Raw genomic sequence first — 16,282 nt, 5'->3', positions numbered from 1 at the left:
ATCGTAGGGGCATGAGCCAGGTTTCTTTGCCGAGGGGCCTGTTGCTCCGACTGTTGCGTTGCTTGCTTCGTTCAGCGCAATAACGCTACCCAGCGATGACGCCTCTTCGTTCAGAAGCTATCGAGGCGCACACCCAACATGAACGCGATACCTGATATCCCGATCAAAACTGTCTTCCGGGTTTTCATAAGCTTCCAGTGTTTCCAAGAACCCTGTGCGCTCAAGACTCACCAGATCCTCAAGGGACCAATCAAAGGGGAAGTCGCTGGAAAAGCTTTCGCCCTGGTATTCAATCCAATGAAAAACCGGGAAGGGCAGGTAACCGAGCCACTCTGATCGATAGGTGATCTCGTCGGATTCGCTGCTCGTCACCACGGCGTGGATCTTGTTCTTGATGGTTGCTTGGCGTTCATCCATGGTGTTTCGATCCTGGGTGATGAGATGGAGAGAGCAGCAAAGTTGTTCGGCTAATGGCAATCATCGACGACATGCCTCGTATCCTGTGTAGAATCCGTTTTTTCCAGTTTTCAAAGGATTGAGCCCGTGATTACTTGCCATGTCAGGTACGTCATTGACCCCTACCAGATCCCAGCTTTCGAGAGCTACTCGCGCCAATGGATTGAAGTGGTGACCCGAATGGGGGGCGTCCATCATGGCTACTTTCTTCCCGCCGAAGGCGCCAACAATATCGCCTACTGCCTGTTCAGCTTTGCCAGCCTGGCCGACTACGAAAATTATCGAAGGAAAGCCGAACAGGATCCAGCGTGCGTTGAATTGGTGACCCAGGCGACGGAACAACGATTCATTCTGAGTTATGAGCGTAGTTTCCTGCGCCCTGTTCTTGATTGAGCGGGTGGCTGCTTGAATCAATGTCAGATTTCAAGCCATGAGCCAACGTTCGTTAAAGTCCTACATCACACCGAAGACCTATTACTATCGCGGCACCTAGATAGACCTCTGGTTAACGCGTTTGGATAGCGCTTCGGCGCTTTCCTTGCGCTCGGAGTAGCGGTCGACCAAATAGGTTTCTCTGCCGCGCACCAGCAAGGTGAACTTCATCAGTTCCTCCATGACATCGACGACCCGGTCGTAATAGGACGAGGGCTTCATGCGCCCGGCTTCGTCGAACTCAAGGAAGGCTTTGGGGACGGAGGATTGATTGGGGATCGTGACCATGCGCATCCAGCGACCCAGCACGCGGAGTTGGTTCACTGTGTTGAAGGATTGCGAGCCGCCACATACCTGCATCACCGCCAATGTCTTGCTTTGGGAAGGACGAACCGCGCCCAGTGCGAGCGGGATCCAGTCGATCTGCGCCTTGAACACCGCCGACATCGAGCCGTGGCGTTCCGGCGAGCACCAGACCTGGCCCTCCGACCACATCACCAAGTCGCGCAGTTCCTGCACCTTGGGGTGATCGACGGGCGCATCGTCCGGCAGTGGCAACCCGGACGGGTCGAAGATAGCGGTTTCGGCGCCCATGAGCTCCAACAGACGCGCCGCTTCGCGGGTCAGCAACTGACTGAAAGAGCGTTCGCGGGTTGATCCGTACAGCAAAAGTATGCGCGGTTTATGTTCGGGTTCTGCGCTCTTTGCGAGTTTTTCCGCTGTTGGTACGTCGAAGAGTGACAGGTCAAGATTTGGGAAGTCATGCGGGGTTTCGCTGGAGAATTCAGTCATTACACAGCTCCAATCCGGTCCAGAACATACGGAAAAAAGCATATTCGTATTTCCATATGTTTATCGCAAGCCGCAATTGGCTGACCGCGCAAAATTCTGCCGATGGAAAACGATATTCCTTATGGGAATGCCGCGCATAAAATTAATGAATTTTTATTATCCATAAGCGCGGTGTAGCTTGATTTCAGCACACGGAGAACTGCGCCTTGAAATCATCCTCGTTAAATTCAGCGGAAAAATTTGATACCTCACGGGCCAACGAGTACGGCCGGCAGAGTCGCATTGCGCTCGCTGGATACGACGCCTGCCAGGACTTGGCGGCGTGCATGCTGGCAGCGACCCTTGGGAATGTGGGCTCGGCGAAAATACTGGTGGTGGGCGCCGGCGGTACGGCGCAAGAGATCATTGCAATGGCCAAGCTGGAGCCGGGTTGGCGCTTCACTGCCGTCGATCCGTCCGAGCCTATGCTGGAGGCCGCGAAGCAGCAATTAGTCGCAAACAACGTGCTTGAAAGAACCGCCATGCATCTTGGGCATGTTGAAGACCTGGTAGCCAACGGGTCGTACGATGCTGCCACCTTGATCGGTGTGCTCCATCATCTCGATGGGGATGAAGCCAAGTTGAAAATATTGCGGTCCATCCAGGCACGTCTAAAGCCGGGAGCGCCGCTGATTGTCGCCGGGAACCAATATGCGTATGCCAGTCAGCCGTTACTCCTCGCGGCCTGGGGGCAGCGCTGGCGACAGCATGGCGCCAGCCCGGAAGAAGTGACGGTCAAGCTTGGCAAGATTCTTCAAGGCGCCGACCCTCCACATTCCGAGGCGGCGGTTCAAAAACTGTTGAATGATGCAGGATTCGGCAGTGCTACCCGGTTCTTCAGCAGTCTTTTCTGGAGCGCCTGGTTAACGTGCAAAACGGCCTGAGCATGGAGCTTCAGCGACCTGGATCAGCTTTCCGGGGGCGTGATGGGGGCGTCGCTGGCTTCTGCCGCCAGCTTCAGTCGGTCGGCTTTGCTGATGTATTGAGTCTTGTTTTTGGGAGCCAGCTTGGCGCTGGCTTTTTTGGCGTTAGCCTTTAACAACTGGTTTATTTTCTTGCGGCGATTCATGGTGTTCTGCTCAGCCTGTCAATTTTCCGGATGGTATCAGCTTTCCGTTTTCTCAGGATTTTTCCTCATCTTTGCAGTGGGCTTCACACGGCGCTCGATAATGATCGAGTCATTCGGGATCTCCAACCGGATCGCCGTTTCCCCGGCGTGCATTTCAATGAGCGTCGAATTGCCAATGCCTCGGAAAATCACCGTCGCATTTTCAAATTTTTTGTAATTTTCCAGCGGGGAATCCCTGGGGGCAGGCAATAGATTGGCGTAAGGCGGTTTCACCAGAATCGTTGCCCTTTCTATACGTATTTGCGCGAAGCTCATGGCCACTTGCAACAAGTCCGAAGTCACGCCCCCCATGAGAAGGGGCGTCAGGAGGATGACCCCAACGATCACTGCCCTGGTTCTCTTCAAGGGTTTCATTTCGGCGTGAGGATTCTGGTCAGGATGCTCGGAATCGACGACTTCAGGTGCCGATGGCTGCGCTGCTTTTATTTTCTTGTTCTGCTCCAGATAGGCGGAGTAAACGATGTACTGAAAAATGGGCAGAAGGATGAGCTGAATGTGTTCCAAGGGGCTTTTATGAGTAAGGAAATAAATGGTCACCGCGCCGAATATTCCAAAAAATACCGAGAGGAAGGTTATTTTTGGTCGTTTGAATTCCAGTATGGGTTTTTTATCGGTGATTTTTCCATGTAGCCAGACGAAGCTTCTCAGCACGGGTATGAAGAACGGCGAAAGCAATATCCCGACAGCCGTGACGGAGACTGAAAAGTAAACACAAACCAGTCCGAAGCAAAACGCCGTGACCAGAAACAACAAACTGTCTCCAACGGATACGCCTTGTGGGTAATGACCGTTGCTCAATAAATAACTGACGATGCACGTGCCGCCAATCAGCAATCCGATTTTTGCCGACAGGGAGAGTAGTTTTGTAGCGATCTCTATCTGTTTTTCCAGTCCGGTGGTTGCTTCCCGCATCATAGAATCCTCCTTGATATTAAGCAGCAGATGGTCGCTTCCCGGACGCATCTATCCGTAGAGCATAGCGATGCTTTGGTTGTTCGTGGCGTGTGAGTGCGCGCAGAGTTGGGGCGAGGTTGGCGAATGCTTCCCATGAGTCTCTGGAGGTGATCGCGGGTTCGCACTTGGTACAACGTCTAAATGTAAAAAAAGCGTCTTGAAATGCCGGTCTTCAGACTGCCTTAAGACTTTACCCGCAGGTTGGCAGCATCGCTTCCCAGCGATCGGATCGGGGCTGCCGAATGAGTCGGCGGCTCGTCAGACTTTCACGAGGCGCGTTATGACCCGCGATATTGCCGTAAACCGTTATGGAAAACTGTCGATCACCCTGCACTGGTTGATGCTGGCGCTGTTCGTCGGCGTGTATGCCTGCATTGAGATCAAGGGTTTGTTGCCCCGTGGCAGCACCGGGCGAAGCCTGTTCCTGGGGTTGCACGGGCTCTTCGGGTTGAGCATTTTTGCACTGGTTTGGGTCCGCCTGTTCGGGCGCTTGACACCGCGCCCGCCAGTCACTCCCGCGCCGCCGGCCTGGCAGACGGGTATTTCCCACCTGATGCATGCGGCCCTGTATGGCCTGATGATCGCGACACCGGTGCTGGCCTGGCTGATGCTGGCCGCCGGAGGTAAGCCCATACCGTATTTCGGGTTCTTCTTGCCGGCCCCCGTGGCGGTGGATCCCGATTTGGCCAAACAGCTCAAGTATTGGCACGAATTGCTCGGCAGCAGTGGCTACTGGTTGATCGGCCTGCATGCGGCGGCGGGTCTGTTCCATCATTACTGGGTGGGTGACAACACCCTGGCGCGGATGCTGCCGGGGCGAAACCGCTCTTGACTACTCGGCTGACGCGATGAGTGCTGCGCTGGAAACGCCTGTCTGACTCAGCCCAATTGCGCCGGTTTTGTCAGGTATGTTTGCTCGCACGAACATATCTGACAAATCGGCGTTCCTGTTTCGGTGTTCCCCCGGAACTCCGTGAAGAACCTAGTCCCTTTGTCACTTCAGATTGCTCTGGAAGAAGCTCGTCAGCTTATCGAACGGAATGAGGTTGACCCGATCATAAAGATCGACATGGCCAGCCCTGGGAATGATGACAAGTTCCTTGGGTTGACCGGCGAGCTTGTAAGCCTCCTCGCTGAACTCCCTGGAGTGCGCATCGGCGCCAGCAATGAATAACATCGGATGAGGCGAAATGGTCTCGATGTCATTGAGCGGGTAGAAATTCATGAACTTGATGTTGCTTGTCAGCGTCGGGTGCGTGGTCAGGTCTTTGGACGAGCTCGATGGCGTGAACTCACCGCGGGGGGTGCGGTAGAAGTCATAGAACTCACGTTGGATAGGATGGGTGTTTTCATCCAACTGATGCACCGTACCGCTGGTGTAAAGCGTTTCACCGCCCGCGAACTCCACATTACGCTGCTGTGTGGCCTGCGCGATGATCGCCCGGCGCTGTTCAAGCGTTTGGGAGTGCTTCAATCCGTTGCGATTGACGGCACCCATGTCATACATGCTCACCGTTGCGATGGCTTTCATGCGCGGGTCAATCTTGGCTGCACTGATAACAAAGCTGCCACTGCCGCAGATGCCGATTGCGCCAATCCGCTCTTTATCGACAAAAGGCTGGGCGCTGAGAAAGTCCACCGCTGCGCTGAAGTCTTCGGCATAGATATCCGGCGAGACTGCATTGCGCGGCTGCCCCTCGCTTTCGCCCCAGAATGACAAATCCAGGGAAAGGGTCACGAAACCTCTTTCCGCCATTTTCGTGGCATAGAGATTGGCGCTCTGTTCCTTCACTGCGCCCATCGGGTGGCCTACGACAATTGCCGGATTCCTTGTCTTGCCATTGAGTTTTTTCGGGATGAACAGATTGCCTGCCACGTTCATCTGATATTGGTTTTTAAAATTGACCTTCTGTACGGTCACTTCGTCGCTGGAATAAAAATTGTCTGCGCCATTAGACATATCGGCCCCTATTGCTGACAGTGAACTGACAAGCAGCGTCAGTAAAACGATGATCTTTTTCATTGGAAATCCTATCGATGCGGAGTAATCAATTCTGGGAAAACATCACTTGCACACCCCGCCGGCCCAGCGCCTGAGCCAGTCTTGCGGGGTCGTCCACACGCCCCAGGCGCGTGTATGCGTAGGTTGAAACGAAGTTCGTATAGAAGATGACCAGGGTGTCCGGGCCATACAGCATGAGATCGCCGCTGTGGATCGTTCCCGGCTTGCTCGCTTGGGTAGGTAGTGCTTGGGGGAGGGCGGCGTACTTTTCATTGCGGTTGAGATCACTCATGTCCAACGTCAGTGGCAATAACGCGACAAGCGCGCGGGCAGCTGCGTTGTTGGCCAGGGTGATGGGGAAGCGTTGTTCCCCGACGGTCATCCACATGCCAGTGTTCTCCGTTAGCGAAGATGCCGATGCGGCTTCATTCATTGTCGAGTAGCTGCCGAGCACGAGCATCGAAGCCAGCAAACCAAGCCAGGTCGCCCTCATCGCAGTTCTGCTTTCATTCCTGTTCATGGGGAACATGGTGAGCGACGGACAGTCACGCGACTAGCTAATGAATGCTTAACAGGGCTATAAGTAAGGCTAATTAATAGGCTTAGATGTGTTTCACCATGATCAAAAGAAATCTCAATGATCTGCTGTCTTTCGTCACGGTCGCGCGCGAAGGCAGCTTCACACGCGCTGCCGGGGCATTGGGGGTCACACAATCTGCACTGAGCCAGGCAATCAATGGCCTGGAAGCACGCTTGCAGATCCGGTTATTGACGCGGACCACTCGCAGCGTTTCGCCGACCATCGCTGGTGAGCGGCTGCTGCAAGCGATAGGCAATCGCTTCGATGAAATAGAAGCGGAGCTGGATATGCTGACGGAGATGCGCGACAAGCCCGCGGGCACCGTACGCATCACCTGCGGTGATCATGTCTTGCGCACGACCTTGCTACCCAAACTTACCGGGTTGCTGCACGACTACCCGGATATAAACGTTGAATTTGACGTGTGTTATGGATTCCGAGACATCGTGGCGGATCGGTTTGATGCTGGTGTGCGCCTGGGGGACACCATCGACAAAGACATGGTTGCCGTTCCGATAGGCCCTCCATTGCGGATGGCTGTCGTCGCTTCGCAAGCGTACTTCGCTGCCCACGCCATTCCCAAGGCCCCGCGCGACCTGATGAGCCATCGCTGTATCAACCAGCGCATGCAGACATCAGGCGGGCTCTATGTCTGGGACTTTGAGCGGCGAGGCAAACAGGTGAACGTGCGAGTTGACGGCCAGCTGATTTTCAACACGTCGACTCATATCGTGCAGGCGGCAGTGGCCGGGCTGGGCGTTGCCTACCTGCCAGAAGAAGAGTTTGAACCGTACCTGCAAGAAGGCCGGCTGGTGCGGGTGCTGGAAGATTGGTGTCCGCCGTTTTCAGGCTACTATTTGTACTATCCCAGCCGGCGACAGCCTTCGCCTGCATTTACATTGGTTGCTAATGCTTTGCGCAAAGACATCTAAGAAAGTAGTCGCTTTCAGAACACGTTTCGTCGTCCATGTGCAATCGCCAACCCCCGGGAGTGGCAAGCTGTGAGGATGCCCCGGACCAGATGCGCCAAAGACACCTGGCCGGAGAGCGAGAATGGCGATCGGATGTGCCACGCGACCGTGACGTGGGCCGCACGCCCAAGCCAAGACTCCGGACGGCGGCCGCTATGCGGCGGTGGCGTTCGAGATGCCGAGGTACGTTTATGCCCGATGAGACGCTTCACCTGCCTTTGATCCACAGCGTGCTTGCGCGCGAAAAGGACACCCCCGGTGCCTTGCTGCCTATTCTCCATGCCATCCAGGCAGGCTGCGGGTATGTCCCCGACAGCGCCGTCCCGGAGATCGCCCACGCCCTCAACCTCAGCCAGGCTGAAGTGCGCGGGGTCATCAGTTTCTACCACGATTTCCGCACCACGCCGCCGGCGCGCCATACCCTGCGCCTGTGCCGGGCCGAGTCCTGCAAGAGCATGGGCGCCGAGACCCTGGCTGCGCAGTTGCGCGAGCAATTGGCGCTGGACGATCACGGCACCAGCGCCGATGGGAGCATCAGTCTGCGGCCAGTCTATTGCCTGGGTGCCTGCGTCTGCTCGCCGGCCCTGGAGCTGGACGGGGAGTTGCACGCGCGGATCACGCCCGAGCGTCTGCGTCAGTTGGTCAATGACTGCATGGAGGAGGGCGCATGCTGACGCTCTGTATCCCCCGCGATTCGGTAGCCCGTGCCGTGGGCGCGGACAAGGTGGCCGATGCGTTGGCCCTTGAGGCTGAGCGTCGACAGCTGCCGTTGACGGTGTTGCGCACCAGTTCCCGTGGCCTCTATTGGCTGGAACCGCTGGTGGAGCTTGAAAGCGCCGGCGTCCGGCTGGGCTTTGGCCCTGTCACACCGGCCGATGTGCCGGGCTTGCTGGATGCGCTGGCAGGCGATCCCGGCAGCCATCCGCTGGCCCTGGGGCCGGTGGAGGAGATTCCCTATCTCAAGAGCCAGCAGCGCCTGCTGTTCGCGCGCGCCGGCATCACACAACCGCTGTCCCTGGACGACTACCGTGCCCAGGGCGGCTTCCTGGGCCTGGCCCGGTCCATCCAGATGGATGGCGCAGACGTGGTCGCCAGCGTGCTGGATTCCGGCCTGCGCGGTCGGGGCGGTGCGGCGTTCCCGGCGGGCATCAAGTGGCGCACCGTGCGTGATGCCGTGGGGGCGCAGAAGTATGTGGTGTGTAACGCCGATGAGGGCGACTCCGGCACCTTCGCCGACCGCATGCTGATGGAAGGCGACCCCTTCCTGCTGATCGAAGGCATGATCATTGCCGGCATCGCCGTAGGCGCGACGATGGGCTACATCTACGTGCGTTCGGAATACCCGGCCGCCATCAGTACGCTGAACGAAGCGCTGCGCATCGCTCGCGACGCCGGCTATCTGGGCGCGAACGTGAGCGGTAGCGGCCGCGCCTTCGACATCGAGGTTCGTGTCGGAGCCGGCGCCTATATCTGCGGCGAAGAAACCGCACTGCTGGAATCCCTCGAGGGCAAGCGCGGCACGGTTCGCGCCAAACCGCCACTGCCGGCGATTCAAGGCCTGTTCGGGCTGCCGACCCTGGTGCACAACGTGGTGACCCTGGCCTCGGTGCCGATCATCCTGGAGAAGGGCGCGCAGTTCTATCGCGACTTCGGCATGGGCCGCTCCCTGGGCACGATGCCGTTCCAACTGGCCGGTAACGTCCGTCAGGGCGGTCTGGTGGAGCGCGCCTTCGGCCTGAGCCTGCGTGAACTGGTGGAAGGCTACGGCGGCGGTACTGCCAGCGGTCGGCCCCTGAAGGCCGCGCAAGTGGGTGGGCCGTTGGGTGCCTGGGTGCCGCCTGCGCAATTCGATACACCGCTGGACTACGAAGCGTTCGCCGCCATGGGCGCGATGCTTGGCCACGGTGGCGTGGTGGTCGCCGACGACAGCCTGGACATGGCCCAGATGGCCCGGTTCGCCTTGCAGTTCTGCGCTGAGGAGTCCTGCGGCAAGTGCACGCCGTGCCGGATCGGCTCCACCCGTGGGGTGGAAGTGGTGGATCGCTTGATCGCCAGCACCGAAGCCGGTGCTCGCCAGGAACAGGCCCTGCTGTTGCAGGATCTGTGCGACACCCTGCAATACGGTTCGCTCTGTGCCCTCGGCGGGATGACGTCCTACCCTGTCGCCAGTGCCCTCAAGTATTTCCCCGCCGACTTCGGTCTGGCGACCACGGAGGCCGACCAATGATCAACATCTTCGATCCCAGCAGCGATATCGACCTGGGCACCCCGGCGCGCGAAAGCGACGTGCAGGTCAGCCTGACCATCGACGGGCGCGAAATCAGCGTCACCTCCGGCACCTCGGTCATGCGTGCCGCGGCCTTGCTCGGCACCACCATTCCCAAACTCTGCGCCACCGACAGCCTGGAGGCGTTCGGCTCCTGCCGCATGTGCCTGGTGGAGATCGATGGCATGCGCGGCTACCCGGCCTCCTGCACCACCCCGGTAACCGAAGGCATGGTGGTTCGCACGCAAACCTCCAAGCTCGCCACGCTGCGACGCAACGTGATGGAGCTGTACATTTCCGATCACCCGCTGGACTGCCTGACATGCTCGGCCAACGGCAACTGCGAATTGCAGACCGTGGCGGGGCAGGTGGGCCTGCGCGAAGTGCGCTACGGCTACGAAGGCGCCAATCACCTGGATGAAGCCAAGGACGTTTCCAACCCCTATTTCGAGTACGACCCGAGCAAGTGCATCGTCTGCAACCGCTGCGTGCGTGCCTGCGAGGAAATCCAGGGCACCTTCGCCCTGACGATCACCGGACGCGGTTTTGACTCTCGAGTGGCGGCGGCCGGCGGTGACAACTTCCTCGATTCCGAATGCGTGTCCTGCGGCGCCTGCGTGCAGGCATGTCCGACGGCGACCCTGATCGACAAGAGCGTCGTGGAGATCGGCCAGCCGGAGCGCAGCGTCATCACCACTTGCGCCTACTGCGGTGTGGGTTGCTCGTTCCGCGCCGAGATGAAAGGCGAACAACTGGTGCGCATGGTCCCGGACAAGAACGGCCAGGCCAACCACGGCCACTCCTGCGTCAAGGGCCGCTTCGCCTGGGGCTACGCCACGCACCCGGACCGCATCACCAAGCCGATGATCCGCAAGCACATCGACGACCCGTGGCAGGAAGTCAGTTGGGACGAGGCGGTCACTTACGCCGCCAGCGAATTGCGCCGGATCCAGCTCAAGTACGGGCGCGACTCCATCGGCGGCATCACCTCCAGCCGCTGCACCAACGAAGAAACCTACCTGGTGCAGAAACTGGTGCGCACTGCGTTCGGCAACAACAACGTCGACACCTGTGCCCGCGTCTGCCATTCGCCTACCGGTTACGGCCTCAAGCAGACTTTGGGCGAATCCGCTGGTACCCAGAACTTCGACTCGGTGATGAAAGCCGACGTCATTCTGGTGATGGGCGCCAACCCCACTGACGCGCACCCGGTGTTCGGCTCCCAGCTCAAGCGCCGCCTGCGCCAGGGCGCACGGCTGATCGTCATCGATCCACGGCGCATCGACCTGGTGGATTCACCTCACGCCCGTGCCGAGCTGCACCTGCAACTGCGTCCGGGCACCAACGTGGCAATGCTCAACGCGTTGGGTCATGTGATTGCCACCGAGGGCTTGATTGACCAGCCTTTTGTCGAGGCACGCTGCGAGGCGGCGGACTTCGCTCGCTGGCGCGATTTCGTCAGCCTGCCGGAAAACTCCCCCGAGGTCCTGGGCCCGGTGTGTGGCGTGCCTGCCGAGCAGATCCGCGCCGCCGCACGGCTCTACGCCACCGGCGGCAACGCGGCCATCTACTACGGCCTCGGCGTCACCGAGCACAGCCAGGGCAGCACCTCGGTCATGGGCATCGCCAACCTGGCCATGGCCACCGGCAACATCGGTCGCGAAGGTGTCGGGGTTAACCCGCTGCGTGGACAGAACAACGTCCAGGGCTCCTGCGACATGGGTTCGTTTCCCCACGAGCTGCCGGGCTATCGGCATATTTCCAACGAAGCGGTACGCGCCGAGTTCGAGCAGGCGTGGAACGTCACCCTGCAACCCGACCCGGGCCTGCGCATTCCCAACATGTTCGAGGCGGCCCTGGACGGCACCTTCAAGGCGCTCTATTGCCAAGGCGAGGACATCGCCCAGAGCGACCCCAACACCCAGCATGTGACGGCCGCGTTGTCCGCTTTGGAATGCGTGATCGTCCAGGACATCTTCCTCAACGAGACGGCCAAGTTCGCCCACGTGTTCCTGCCGGGCAGCTCGTTCCTTGAGAAGGACGGCACCTTCACCAACGCCGAGCGTCGCATCTCCCGCGTTCGCAAGGTGATGGACCCGCTGGCCGGCAAGGCCGACTGGGAAGCCACCATCGCCCTGGCCGACGCCTTGGGCTACAAGATGCACTACAACCATCCTTCGGAAATCATGGATGAAATCGCCCGCCTGACGCCGACTTTCACCCGCGTCAGCTACGCCGAACTGGATCGTCACGGCAGCCTGCAATGGCCTTGCAACGATGCCGCACCGGACGGTACGCCGACCATGCACATCGATCAGTTCGTGCGCGGTAAAGGGCGCTTCATGCTCACCGGCTACGTGCCCACCGATGAGAAGGTCAACGGCCGCTACCCGCTGCTGCTGACCACCGGACGCATCCTCAGCCAGTACAACGTCGGCGCCCAGACTCGACGCACCGACAACGTGGCCTGGCACGAGGAGGATCGGCTGGAGATTCACCCAACCGACGCCGAGAACCGCGGGATCGTCGACGAAGACTGGGTGGGTATCGGCAGTCGTGCCGGGCAGACGGTGCTGCGTGCGAAGGTGACCGAGCGGGTGGCACCGGGCGTGGTCTACACCACGTTCCATTTCCCTGAGTCGGGCGCCAACGTGATCACCACCGACAACTCCGACTGGGCCACCAACTGCCCGGAATACAAGGTGACGGCGGTCGAGATCGTGCGGGTCAGCCAGCCTTCGGAATGGCAGAAGCGCTACCAGGCGTTCAGTGATGAACAAAGCCGCTTGCTGAGGGAACGTCGTCATGCCGAGAAAGCCGAGGTGCGTCGATGAGCTCTGACAGCTTGATCAAGATGGCCAACCAGATCGCCCAGTACTTCGCCACCGAGCCGGATCACACATTGGCGGTGAATGGCGTGCGCCAGCACATCAAGAGCTTCTGGACGCCGGGCATGCGCCGGCAATTGCAGGATTGGCAGCAGATGCATCCGGGGGCTGTCCTGCACCCCCTGGTGCTGGAGGCGCTGACTGAGCCGGAGGGGACGACCTAGCGCGGTTTACTGGCGTCAAGTTATCTGCGTTGCGCTTATCAGGTGGCTGTCCTAATCTCCGAGACAAGGCATTGTGCCAGCAACGACTAGGGGAAAGGGATGTTCACCGAAAACGCACCGGTTCAGGTAGCGAAGGCGTTGCGCGCAGCCTTCAGCACTCGATTCGCATTGGTATGCGGATTGTCACTCTTCATCGTCGGTTGCGCCGTTCCAACAGGGACGGCGCATCTTTTCAAGGTTCAACCTGCTCGTCCCTCGAGCGTCGTCGATAAGCAGTTCGAAGAGGCGGCAGCACTAAAGCTCAAGTGGCAACAAGCCCAGCAGGCCCACGCCGCCCTGGTGAAAAAAGGGGCGACCTCCGCCGACCTCGCTGCTGCCGATGCACAAACGCAGCAAGCAAGAAAAGAATTCCAGGACGCCATCCGCAATTTGAAAGCCGAGCGCCTGCGCATCGATGGCGACATCTTCAGCGCCGATAAAGCTGGCGCTATTCGTAAACCTGACAGCGAGGGCAACGGTGGCGATGTGTTCGCTGTCTATTTGACGGATGCTTACTTTAAGTACCTCAAGGATCTCGGTGGGGTGAACGAAGTCGTGATCGTTGCCGAGTTCACCGAAGTGGGTGGCGAGAATAAAAGCGAAACGGTGACCAAAGTACTCGGGCCTTATCTCGGGGTCGCCGATAACGCCAAGCCGAACCTGCTGAATAAATTGTTGTACGGCCCCAAAAAGCTTGAGTCCGATCACCTGTCGATGAAATTGACTGTTCTGGAATACGACCAGGGCGAGAACGAAGACTCCGCTGCATTTCTCGATTTTATCGGCTCGGCCAGCAAGACATTGTCCCTGGCCAACCCGATAACAGCTGCTGAGCAAGTATTTGCCAAAGAAGTCGCCAAGAGTCTGCTGGCCCTCAACAAAGACGACATTGTGTTGCAGATCGACGTGGATCTGGTGGCTGGCCCCGACGATGAGGCAGTGGAAGATAACGGTTCGGTCTTGGCGCTCAGGCCTGGGAATTATGTGCTGATCAACCAGGAGCGCTGTGCCCCCACCAATTGCTATTTCTATTTGACGAATCGTGGCAATAAAGAGAACCCGCTGGCTTGGCTGGGGGATACGCTGATGCTGGTGCCTACCGCCATGCGGCGCGGTTGGACTGACACGCCAGACGGTACGTCGTTGGAGGACATACAGGCTGGAGAGATCGAGTACGCCAATCACGGTCTGCAACAGCGCGGCAAGAACGAGACGTTCCTGGACAAGACCTGGGTGTCGTTTGCGGTCCGCAAGGGTGGCGATGACGTGCTCTGGGGACGGCGACGTGCGTTGATCGAGGCAGAGAAAGCCGTCCAATACATCAACAGGCAAGAGACGAGTGCGCTGTTGAAGAGTGCCGACTATGAACGTGCGCGGACGGCCCTGGATGCTGCCCAGCAGGCCGAGCAAGAGAGCCGGAGTGGGATAACGTTCGTTTCCCCCCTGGATGCCAAGGGTCGATTCGCGCCTTCAGCCAAGAACGACTCGTTTTGCCTTACCCACGCCAAGCCGGTCAGCAACCCCCAATATTCGTTCTATCAATTGAACGAGGCTGCTGAGCCTACGCCGATCAAGAGCGTGGCTATTGTTCCGGGTAAATCCACCTCCAGCGTGTCGTGCTTCAGTTATCCCGCAAACACTTTGCTTGTTGGCAAGTATCAATTGGTGGTGACCACGCCCGGGAAGATGATCCCGGTGACCCAGACTGCGGCCTTTGAGATGTTGCCATGAGTTGAAGAGGGGAGCGCAAGTGCTTCGATAGGCAACCCTGGCCGGCATCGTCATGGCGAATAGCAAGCCGGCCAGGGTTGTTTACAACTCAGTGAACAGTCAATTGACGGTGACGTACGGGTCCCAAGTGTTGGTCGGGCCAATCTGGTTCAGGTCACGATCCAGCAGAACGAAGTAGATTTTGTACCAGAGCTTTCCTGCGCTCAGCGCCGTCGATTGCCACATGGTGTACATCACATCGGTTTTGGAAATACCGCCGGGAGCAGCCTTGTTCAGATAGGGCACCACACCGGGGATGTTGAAAGAGTTAGGTTTCGAAATGGTGCCCTTGTAATCACCGCCCTGGTGGGGGTCGCCGATCTCGATGTCCTTGATCAATGCGATGCGGTCGAAGTTGCGCGACAGCGTGGTGGCGCGCCAGCGAATGTTGTCACCAGGGTTTACGTCGAACCACAACTCGTTGCCGCCTTCGCCTTCGCCGGCATTGGTGTTGGCATGGCTGTCGACGGCACCGCGGGTCACCAGCATGGCAATCGCCCCGCCTACGTCTTTGGGGTGGGCGAGCAGGTAATCGGCGTCAACGTTGACGAGCACATCAATGGTTTGGGTCGCTCCAGACATGTTGTTGCTCCTTGAGAGTAATGGCATTGACGACCGCCCTTGCAAAGGGGTGTCCGGGCCACCCGGTCCCTGGGTGCGGTCTCGAGAGGAACGATAGGTGATGGCCTTGTAGTGTCAAATTTCCAATTCTTGACGCTGGCGAAACGGAGCGAAGCGCAGCACAACCAAGGCTTTGATTTACCTTTGTCGTGGTCGATCTCTTAATGGGTTTTTGGTTGTTTTCTGAGGGCATCAGTGGACAAAGGCGCACAACCCTTGTCGGTGACTGCTTCTGATCCTGCGGAAGATGGGAGCCATTACCGACCGCGGTTCAGTTGTGGGACTGATTCGCCGTCCAGCGCTTCATCTCTTCGGCAATGAAGTGATGCACCAGGTCGCTGTACATCTTCTCGATGGCGTCCGGGCTCAAACCTTCGGCCTCGGCCCACTTGCGTCGTGTCGCCAGCATGGCCTTGAGACGCTCCGGTGCCTGCACCGAAGTTGCCGATGTCTTGAATTTCGAGGCCGCGAGCACGTATTGATAGCGCTTGCCCAGCAGCGTGATGACCGCCTGGTCGAGGGCATCGATTTCGCGTCGGATGTCCTCCATGTTTGCGCATTGCGAGGGTTGCAACGGGTCCATGCAGTGAGCTCCGCTTGTTGAACAAGACCGGCCCGACGCGAGCCGATCTTCTGATGGAGTTTAGAAGCACCAGTCTTCAGCGCGAACGACACGACAGAAGGCGCCTGCCAGGGTTGCGTTGTGATGGGCGACGATCATTTCTGCCTTCAATTCAGGCGTGTCGGAACAGGTATGACCGTCGGCGATCAGGACCGCGTCGAACCCCAGGTCCCGAGCGGCTCGGCAGGTGCTGTCGATACAATACTGGGTTTTCATACCGGTGATGACCAGGCCTTCAGCAGCGCAAGCCTTTAGCCGCTCTGCCAGGCCTGTCTGGGTGAAGGCGTTGGGGCGATTTTTTTCGAAGATGACTTCATCACCCTCCAACTGCAGTTCCTGCACCAGTTGCGTCAACGGGCTTCCAGGCTCGATGGGCGAGCCAGGCGGGCCTACGTGGCGAACCAGGAAAATCGGTGCGCCAGCCCTCCGGGCCTTGAGCAGCAAGCCATTCAATGTGTCCAGCAACGCTTCGCCGGCCCAGGGTTTATCCGGGCCGTGAAACAACCCAACTTGCATATCGAGAATCAACAGAGCGTGCATGGTGCTTTCCTTGCGTT

18 protein-coding genes are annotated in these 16,282 nt (G+C 58.6%); 9 read left to right on the top strand and 9 right to left on the bottom strand.

Features of this window, described 5'->3' with window-relative positions; genetic code table 11:
• Nucleotides 1-117 precede the first annotated feature (117 nt).
• Complete coding sequence (locus AB4O09_RS17445; protein ID WP_003201264.1) at nucleotides 118-417, bottom strand: hypothetical protein; 300 nt, start codon at nucleotides 415-417, stop codon at nucleotides 118-120.
• Between the two features lie 126 nt (nucleotides 418-543).
• Between AB4O09_RS17445 and AB4O09_RS17440 the strand changes: the two genes are divergently transcribed.
• Entirely contained in the window at nucleotides 544-849 is a 306-nt protein-coding gene (locus AB4O09_RS17440; protein WP_039011797.1) for an NIPSNAP family protein, read from the top strand.
• Nucleotides 850-945: 96 nt separating this feature from the next.
• Here the strand turns inward: AB4O09_RS17440 and arsH are convergent, their stop codons facing one another.
• Entirely contained in the window at nucleotides 946-1,680 is a 735-nt protein-coding gene (gene arsH / locus AB4O09_RS17435; RefSeq protein ID WP_003201268.1) for an arsenical resistance protein ArsH, read from the bottom strand.
• A 206-nt stretch (nucleotides 1,681-1,886) separates the two neighbouring features.
• On the opposite strand from arsH, the gene AB4O09_RS17430 reads away from it, so the two are divergent.
• Nucleotides 1,887-2,603, top strand: a complete 717-nt coding sequence (locus tag AB4O09_RS17430) for a class I SAM-dependent methyltransferase (protein ID WP_212795821.1) — start codon at nucleotides 1,887-1,889, stop codon at nucleotides 2,601-2,603.
• A gap of 23 nt (nucleotides 2,604-2,626) precedes the next feature.
• Here AB4O09_RS17430 and AB4O09_RS17425 read toward each other — a convergent pair whose 3' ends face one another.
• A complete protein-coding gene (locus AB4O09_RS17425) occupies nucleotides 2,627-2,788 on the bottom strand; it encodes a DUF2986 domain-containing protein (protein ID WP_080766468.1) in 162 nt (53 codons plus the stop codon).
• A 36-nt stretch (nucleotides 2,789-2,824) separates the two neighbouring features.
• Nucleotides 2,825-3,763 (bottom strand): hypothetical protein, encoded by a 939-nt coding sequence (locus tag AB4O09_RS17420; protein WP_039011801.1) that lies wholly within the window; start codon nucleotides 3,761-3,763, stop codon nucleotides 2,825-2,827.
• Nucleotides 3,764-4,082: 319 nt separating this feature from the next.
• Here AB4O09_RS17420 and AB4O09_RS17415 point away from each other — a divergent pair, with 319 nt between their 5' ends.
• Nucleotides 4,083-4,634 carry a cytochrome b gene (locus tag AB4O09_RS17415; RefSeq protein ID WP_003201275.1) on the top strand — a complete coding sequence of 184 codons (552 nt, stop codon included), beginning with the start codon at nucleotides 4,083-4,085 and terminating at the stop codon, nucleotides 4,632-4,634.
• A 162-nt stretch (nucleotides 4,635-4,796) separates the two neighbouring features.
• On the opposite strand, the gene AB4O09_RS17410 is transcribed toward AB4O09_RS17415, so the two are convergent.
• Together AB4O09_RS17410 and AB4O09_RS17405 are read right to left on the bottom strand one after the other, a co-directional pair.
• Complete coding sequence (locus tag AB4O09_RS17410; protein WP_460107259.1) at nucleotides 4,797-5,825, bottom strand: alpha/beta hydrolase; 1,029 nt, start codon at nucleotides 5,823-5,825, stop codon at nucleotides 4,797-4,799.
• Between the two features lie 25 nt (nucleotides 5,826-5,850).
• Nucleotides 5,851-6,297 carry a cyclophilin-like fold protein gene (locus AB4O09_RS17405; RefSeq protein WP_460107257.1) on the bottom strand — a complete coding sequence of 149 codons (447 nt, stop codon included), beginning with the start codon at nucleotides 6,295-6,297 and terminating at the stop codon, nucleotides 5,851-5,853.
• A 125-nt stretch (nucleotides 6,298-6,422) separates the two neighbouring features.
• Between AB4O09_RS17405 and AB4O09_RS17400 the strand changes: the two genes are divergently transcribed.
• The 6 genes from AB4O09_RS17400 (at nucleotide 6,423) to AB4O09_RS17375 (ending at nucleotide 14,443) form a co-directional block, all read left to right on the top strand.
• A complete protein-coding gene (locus AB4O09_RS17400; RefSeq protein WP_305444455.1) occupies nucleotides 6,423-7,316 on the top strand; it encodes a LysR family transcriptional regulator in 894 nt (297 codons plus the stop codon).
• A gap of 230 nt (nucleotides 7,317-7,546) precedes the next feature.
• On the top strand, nucleotides 7,547-8,029 hold the full coding sequence (locus AB4O09_RS17395; RefSeq protein WP_003201284.1) for a formate dehydrogenase subunit gamma: 483 nt from the start codon (nucleotides 7,547-7,549) through the stop codon (nucleotides 8,027-8,029).
• The gene (locus tag AB4O09_RS17390) at nucleotides 8,023-9,582 is read left to right on the top strand and encodes a formate dehydrogenase beta subunit (RefSeq protein WP_003201286.1); all 1,560 of its coding nucleotides are present in this window, start codon (nucleotides 8,023-8,025) and stop codon (nucleotides 9,580-9,582) included. Before AB4O09_RS17395 ends, AB4O09_RS17390 begins: the two co-directional genes overlap by 7 nt.
• On the top strand, nucleotides 9,579-12,455 hold the full coding sequence (gene fdhF, locus AB4O09_RS17385) for a formate dehydrogenase subunit alpha (protein WP_013693204.1): 2,877 nt from the start codon (nucleotides 9,579-9,581) through the stop codon (nucleotides 12,453-12,455). The genes AB4O09_RS17390 and fdhF overlap by 4 nt, the downstream gene beginning before the upstream one ends.
• Nucleotides 12,452-12,673 carry a formate dehydrogenase subunit delta gene (locus tag AB4O09_RS17380; RefSeq protein ID WP_003201292.1) on the top strand — a complete coding sequence of 74 codons (222 nt, stop codon included), beginning with the start codon at nucleotides 12,452-12,454 and terminating at the stop codon, nucleotides 12,671-12,673. Before fdhF ends, AB4O09_RS17380 begins: the two co-directional genes overlap by 4 nt.
• A 99-nt stretch (nucleotides 12,674-12,772) precedes the next feature.
• Nucleotides 12,773-14,443 carry a hypothetical protein gene (locus AB4O09_RS17375; protein WP_212795823.1) on the top strand — a complete coding sequence of 557 codons (1,671 nt, stop codon included), beginning with the start codon at nucleotides 12,773-12,775 and terminating at the stop codon, nucleotides 14,441-14,443.
• A gap of 99 nt (nucleotides 14,444-14,542) precedes the next feature.
• Here the strand turns inward: AB4O09_RS17375 and AB4O09_RS17370 are convergent, their stop codons facing one another.
• The 3 genes from AB4O09_RS17370 to AB4O09_RS17360 all read right to left on the bottom strand — a co-directional run bounded on the left by AB4O09_RS17370 (nucleotide 14,543) and on the right by AB4O09_RS17360 (nucleotide 16,265).
• Nucleotides 14,543-15,064, bottom strand: coding sequence for an AidA/PixA family protein (locus tag AB4O09_RS17370; protein ID WP_003201296.1), 522 nt, complete (start codon nucleotides 15,062-15,064; stop codon nucleotides 14,543-14,545).
• 310 nt (nucleotides 15,065-15,374) lie between these two features.
• Nucleotides 15,375-15,686: an isochorismate lyase gene (locus AB4O09_RS17365; RefSeq protein ID WP_003201298.1), complete on the bottom strand. Its 312-nt coding sequence runs from the start codon at nucleotides 15,684-15,686 to the stop codon at nucleotides 15,375-15,377.
• Nucleotides 15,687-15,746: 60 nt separating this feature from the next.
• Nucleotides 15,747-16,265 carry an isochorismatase family protein gene (locus tag AB4O09_RS17360; RefSeq protein ID WP_003201300.1) on the bottom strand — a complete coding sequence of 173 codons (519 nt, stop codon included), beginning with the start codon at nucleotides 16,263-16,265 and terminating at the stop codon, nucleotides 15,747-15,749.
• Nucleotides 16,266-16,282: the final 17 nt, after the last annotated feature.

The organism is Pseudomonas sp. H1_F01 (assembly GCF_054681425.1).
This window is presented reverse-complemented; position numbering and strand designations above follow the sequence as displayed.

Bases quoted from the DNA above. Each gene is read 5' to 3' on its own strand.
- AB4O09_RS17445 (WP_003201264.1), bottom strand. From the start codon at position 417: ATGGATGAACGCCAAGCAACCATCAAGAACAAGATCCACGCCGTGGTG.
- arsH (WP_003201268.1), bottom strand. From the start codon at position 1,680: ATGACTGAATTCTCCAGCGAAACCCCGCATGACTTCCCAAATCTTGAC.
- AB4O09_RS17425 (WP_080766468.1), bottom strand. From the start codon at position 2,788: ATGAATCGCCGCAAGAAAATAAACCAGTTGTTAAAGGCTAACGCCAAA.
- AB4O09_RS17420 (WP_039011801.1), bottom strand. From the start codon at position 3,763: ATGATGCGGGAAGCAACCACCGGACTGGAAAAACAGATAGAGATCGCT.
- AB4O09_RS17415 (WP_003201275.1), top strand. From the start codon at position 4,083: ATGACCCGCGATATTGCCGTAAACCGTTATGGAAAACTGTCGATCACC.
- AB4O09_RS17410 (WP_460107259.1), bottom strand. From the start codon at position 5,825: ATGAAAAAGATCATCGTTTTACTGACGCTGCTTGTCAGTTCACTGTCA.
- AB4O09_RS17405 (WP_460107257.1), bottom strand. From the start codon at position 6,297: ATGAGGGCGACCTGGCTTGGTTTGCTGGCTTCGATGCTCGTGCTCGGC.
- AB4O09_RS17400 (WP_305444455.1), top strand. From the start codon at position 6,423: ATGATCAAAAGAAATCTCAATGATCTGCTGTCTTTCGTCACGGTCGCG.
- AB4O09_RS17395 (WP_003201284.1), top strand. From the start codon at position 7,547: ATGCCCGATGAGACGCTTCACCTGCCTTTGATCCACAGCGTGCTTGCG.
- AB4O09_RS17390 (WP_003201286.1), top strand. From the start codon at position 8,023: ATGCTGACGCTCTGTATCCCCCGCGATTCGGTAGCCCGTGCCGTGGGC.
- fdhF (WP_013693204.1), top strand. From the start codon at position 9,579: ATGATCAACATCTTCGATCCCAGCAGCGATATCGACCTGGGCACCCCG.
- AB4O09_RS17380 (WP_003201292.1), top strand. From the start codon at position 12,452: ATGAGCTCTGACAGCTTGATCAAGATGGCCAACCAGATCGCCCAGTAC.
- AB4O09_RS17375 (WP_212795823.1), top strand. From the start codon at position 12,773: ATGTTCACCGAAAACGCACCGGTTCAGGTAGCGAAGGCGTTGCGCGCA.
- AB4O09_RS17370 (WP_003201296.1), bottom strand. From the start codon at position 15,064: ATGTCTGGAGCGACCCAAACCATTGATGTGCTCGTCAACGTTGACGCC.
- AB4O09_RS17365 (WP_003201298.1), bottom strand. From the start codon at position 15,686: ATGGACCCGTTGCAACCCTCGCAATGCGCAAACATGGAGGACATCCGA.
- AB4O09_RS17360 (WP_003201300.1), bottom strand. From the start codon at position 16,265: ATGCACGCTCTGTTGATTCTCGATATGCAAGTTGGGTTGTTTCACGGC.